Annotated in this window: 6 protein-coding genes; all 6 read left to right on the forward strand. The window is 39.0% G+C overall.

Annotation, left to right across the window (positions count from 1 at the left end; genetic code table 11):
- Positions 1–23 precede the first annotated feature (23 nt).
- The gene (locus QM460_RS10175; RefSeq protein ID WP_009730726.1) at positions 24–305 is read left to right on the forward strand and encodes a BRCT domain-containing protein; all 282 of its coding nucleotides are present in this window, start codon (positions 24–26) and stop codon (positions 303–305) included.
- A gap of 147 nt (positions 306–452) precedes the next feature.
- On the forward strand, positions 453–761 hold the full coding sequence (locus QM460_RS10180) for a DUF5592 family protein (RefSeq protein WP_006154524.1): 309 nt from the start codon (positions 453–455) through the stop codon (positions 759–761).
- Complete coding sequence (locus QM460_RS10185) at positions 761–1408, forward strand: hypothetical protein (RefSeq protein WP_009730725.1); 648 nt, start codon at positions 761–763, stop codon at positions 1406–1408. Before QM460_RS10180 ends, QM460_RS10185 begins: the two co-directional genes overlap by 1 nt.
- A gap of 10 nt (positions 1409–1418) precedes the next feature.
- Positions 1419–3365 carry a virulence factor gene (locus QM460_RS10190; RefSeq protein ID WP_414290037.1) on the forward strand — a complete coding sequence of 649 codons (1947 nt, stop codon included), beginning with the start codon at positions 1419–1421 and terminating at the stop codon, positions 3363–3365.
- Positions 3366–3384: 19 nt separating this feature from the next.
- Positions 3385–3636 (forward strand): hypothetical protein, encoded by a 252-nt coding sequence (locus tag QM460_RS10195; protein WP_001107251.1) that lies wholly within the window; start codon positions 3385–3387, stop codon positions 3634–3636.
- 15 nt (positions 3637–3651) lie between these two features.
- A partial coding sequence (locus tag QM460_RS10200) for a glucosaminidase domain-containing protein (protein ID WP_414290038.1) occupies positions 3652–4703 on the forward strand: 1052 nt, incomplete at its 3' end.

Here is a 4703-nt window from a genome sequence, read left to right on the forward strand (position 1 = left end):
GACGAAGAAGAATAGGCTGAACTATGGATTTAACAGGAAAGAACATTGTTATCACAGGAAGTCTACGTCCTCTAACTCGAGAAGAAGCCATACGCTTTTTAGAAAGTAAAGGAGCTGTCGTTCAAAACTATATATCTTCAAGGACAGATATATTGGTTTTAGGACACAAGCAGTTGAATCTTTTTGATCTAGATAAAAGGTCTAAAAAGCATGATGAAGCGCTTAGACGAATATCAGACGGTCAATTCATCACTTTCCTTTCTGAAGAATCATTCTTTGATCTAGTTAAGAAGTCTCAAGATTGAGGCTTCTTTTATTGTTCAAAAAAGTATATAACTTTTTATACAATTCTTTCCTGAAAGACAATGGCAAAAATGCTATTGTCCCTTTAAAAGATATTTTCGATTATTCATTATAATGTGAGTGTCAAAACAAATGTAAAGGAGAAATCAATGTACGGTGAAAAATACGGTGTACCTAGAGATATCTATGCCAAAATCAAGATTATAGGTCTTCTTATTCTAGATATTGCTTTTGTAGGAATTACTGGCGTAATCGCTTTGAGCGTTGGCTTAAAAATCTTTCCTAAAAGTCAGTGGATACAGATGTTCGCATTCATTTTGTTGACACCAGTCATGAGTTTATATCTTGTATTGCCAGCCAACGGTGGCAAAAAGAATTGGCACAGCATGTTTCTTTTCTTCAGACGAAGAAGAAAACGTTATATCAGCTTAAATTACATCAGAAGGAGAAAACCATAATGGCGATTAAACAAACTCAACCCCCAAAAAATAAGAAACGTCCGCTGGGACGTATTCAAGAAACAAAGAAACAAACGCAGGAATATTTTGATTTGCATTCTTGCGTTGAGTTGTTGGATGTAAAATCAATCATTCCAAACAGCCAGGCTTATATCCAGTTAGTTGATTATGGATACTTGCAGCTGATGGAGATACCAGGTAAAGATTTAGGATCGATGTCTTATAACGAGGTTATGAGAACCATTGAAAATTTTGAAACCTGGTTGACTCGATTTGGACCGAATATCCAAGTGGAGACGACAACTTTGCCAACAAATACAGACACGCAAATTTCTGACTTGCGCCATCATTTGGATTTAGTGCGACAAGATATGTCTAAGTTATCAGTAAACGATAGACGTTTTTTACAACTCAAGGATCGTGAAATTTGGCTTCAAAGCCAAATTAAGGTTGAAGAAAGTATCCGACAAGAAGTCTATAATACAGAGTTCATTCTGTGGCTATTTGCGCCCACAACAACCGAATTGGACGAATTGGTTCGGAAGGCTAAAACCTATGGAAATAATGATTTTGTTCCGCAAGATATCAACTACAGGAAGAAAATTCAGATAATAAAGCAATACAACAATATGAATGAGAAAGTATAGGAGAGATAGCATGCCTGATTTATCAAAACGTAGACAAAGACAACTAAAAAATGAAGGATATGACCTTGCTTTTCTTAGTCAGATTCAACCGCAAGGAAATATTGATTTTCAAAAGGATGACCGCTCCTGGATAAGTGGAGATGGGCACCATACGGTCTTACACTATTATGAGTATCCAACTGAAGGGATGGATCGTTTTTGGCTTTCTGAATTGTTGTTGATTCCTGGTACACGTTCCTTCCTGTCACTGTACAAGGAGGATAACAGACAGCTTCAAAAAGAGATTGAGGACTCTATTGAAGAGAAGTCAACACGGATTACAAACAATAGCAAACTAACCAATAATCGGAAAGAACTGGATGAAATTGAGAATCTGAATAAACTAAGCCGTGAAATTGATAAGCAAAATATAGCTATGTACGGGATGTATATTCGTGTCTTTACGTTCGCATCAACCAAAGAAGAATTATTCAAGAAGGTTGAAGAGGTCAAAGACAAAACGTCGAAATTCAAATCCACTATTCTGTCTGGAGAATTAGATTTTGAATACCATGCTCCATTTATTCCAGCTGAATATCAGATTGATTTGCCCAATCATCGAAGAGGAATACCGACTCCAGCTCACTCAATAGCTGGTGGATATTTCTTTAATCATACGAAACTAGAAGATGAGAAGGGTTTTTATCTGGGTTGGACTCCAACAAATGGAGCGGTAAATTTCAATTTTCTAGAACGTGACGAGAAAAGAACACGCTCCTTTATGATCCTATCTGGAAATCCAAAGATGGGACAGCGATCTTTTCTTATGAAACACACAGACGGTCTCTATGCGAAGGGGCATTATATTCGTAACTTTGATGCTACTGGCCAGTTTCTTGATCAGACACGAAAACAACATGGACTGATTTTTGATTTATCAGGTGAGTCCAACCGTATCAATATCTTCCAGGTATTTCCGACAGTAACCAATGAGGCAGGAACTGAAATTGATAAGAAAAAATCTTACAACCTTCACATCGAGAAACTGAAGAGTATCTATAAACTCCTGAATAATGAAGTGACAGGAGACGATTTAATCACATTTGGAACCCTCTTGAATGAGTTCTATATTGAAGAAGAATTGTGGGCTCGAAATCCTTCGTTGAATCCAGAAAAACTGAAAGCGACGGATATTGTGAAGGAACAGTATCCTATTCTGTCTGATTTCATTTTGTTTGTTGATGCCTACAAACGTCGACTGGAACAAACTAGTGCGGATAAAGCCGAACACAAGGCTGTTAAGCGTATTTACAATACGTTTAACGAACTATTGACAACAAACGCAGAAATTTTCGAGGGAACAACCGAATTTCAAGATATTTCTTCAGAGCAAGTTGTAACATTTGACTTCTCAGGGTTGAAGAACGCCCCTCATTTGTTAAATGTTCAGATATTCTCTGTTCTTTCACTTGTCTCAGCTGATATTGTCAATAACGGAAAACGCTGTAAGCAATTACTGAAGAGACGTCCTGACTTAACGGAGATGGATATGCAGCACTATATTGTCAATATTAGTGGGGCACAGACACTCATTGACCCTAAGCATGAAAGTAGTGTCAACCTTCTGGCTGATATGATTGATACAATGGGCGAAAACTTTGCTGGTGTTGTATTGTCTGTTAATTCACTGCGAGGGATTCTGTTTGAGACGGGGATTGGCACTCATAAGGATCCGTACGTAACGGCAGTCCAGAGGATTTTTGGTCTGATGCAATATAGAGTTTTTGCTCAGACGGACGAAACCAGTGTTCCTCTACTAGCTAACGCCTTATCTGGATCAATGAACCAGTCTGAACTAGAGACTTTGCCTCGTCTGGCGAAAGGACAGTTATTCATGAATATTGCAGGGGTAGGAAATCTGGTCTTTAACCAACAGCTGTTAGCCCCTGAAGTTGAGCGCTATGGCGGTATTGAGTAAGAAAGGAAGGTAAACCAGAATGGCCAAAAATAAACTAGGAATGATTGCCAGGACTAAGCAGAGATTTGATCAATACGTATTGATTCGTAAATATCGCATGCAACAAGAAAGAGATTATTTCGCTTCAGAGGGAGAATCTGATCCAAAACGCCTGGAAGCACAAAAAGAACGAGATAAGGAGTTTTTGAACGGTCTCAAGAAGATTGGAATAGGATTTATTGTATTTTTAGTTTTTTATGGAATTTTGCGAACAATATTAGGATTATGGTAAATAAGCGAGGTATCCATGAAAAAAATATTTAAACTGAAGATCCTCATTCCTTTTGTGGCCCTCCTATTAATTATCAATGTTGGGATAACCATGTTAGTTGGGATAATGGGAGCTGTAACCAATAATGGAAGAAATGATTGTGGTGCTGTAGAAACAACATCTTCAACTGGCGACTCCACAGTTTCTTCAGCTGATGGTTCCATCGATGACTTTGTAAAAAAGCACAAGGAAGCCTATATCCTGTCTTGGAAGGCAGGAGGTTTCCTACCTTCAGCTTCTATCACTCAAACGATGATAGAGAATGGGTTCAATTTTACGAATCCTAATGGTACTTCCTTCTGGAAAGCTCACAATATGGGAGGTGTTAAAACCTCTAGTAAAAGTAATTTTCCAGTTACTCTTGCGACGTATGGTGAAGATAGTGTTGATTTAAGTGGGACAAAGCCTGGAGCGAATGTCGGAGACGGTACAGGAGGAGCTTATACTTGGTTCTCTAGCTACGATGCAGGGATCGTAGGGAAAGCTGAGTTTATGGCTCACCAGACACTCTATAAAGGGGCTATAAACAATACAAATGGTATTGCTAGCCTATCTGCTATAGCAGATGGTGGATGGGCCACAGATGGCACTTATAAGAGCAAACTAACTGATATGTACCAAAAACTAGGTACGAAGTATCAGTGGCTTGATAAGGAAGCTATTGCTGCTCATGGTGAGAAACCTTATGAAGGATCCAGTACACAAGATGTCGGTTCTTCAGATAGTGCGGTGTCTTCTTCAGCTGAAAACAGTGGATGTGGAGAATCAGGCAGCAGTACCGATGGAACGGGAACTGTCCCTTCAGATGCGACTGCGTGGGGGTATAAACCAGAAGACTTACCAGATAGTTTGAAACCATTCATTATTGATCCTAAGAGCTTAGGCATGGATTATGCTAAGCCTACAGGATGGTATAATCCTGGAAGTGACGAGTATGCTGGACAATGTGTGAATCTTACAATTAGTATTGGAAATCACTTATGGGGCCATTCTGGATCCGTACAGGGCGATGGGAAAGATCAGGCGGC

Origin of the sequence: Streptococcus infantis, assembly GCF_047464415.1 — a bacterium.
GTDB lineage: Bacteria > Bacillota > Bacilli > Lactobacillales > Streptococcaceae > Streptococcus > Streptococcus infantis_AE.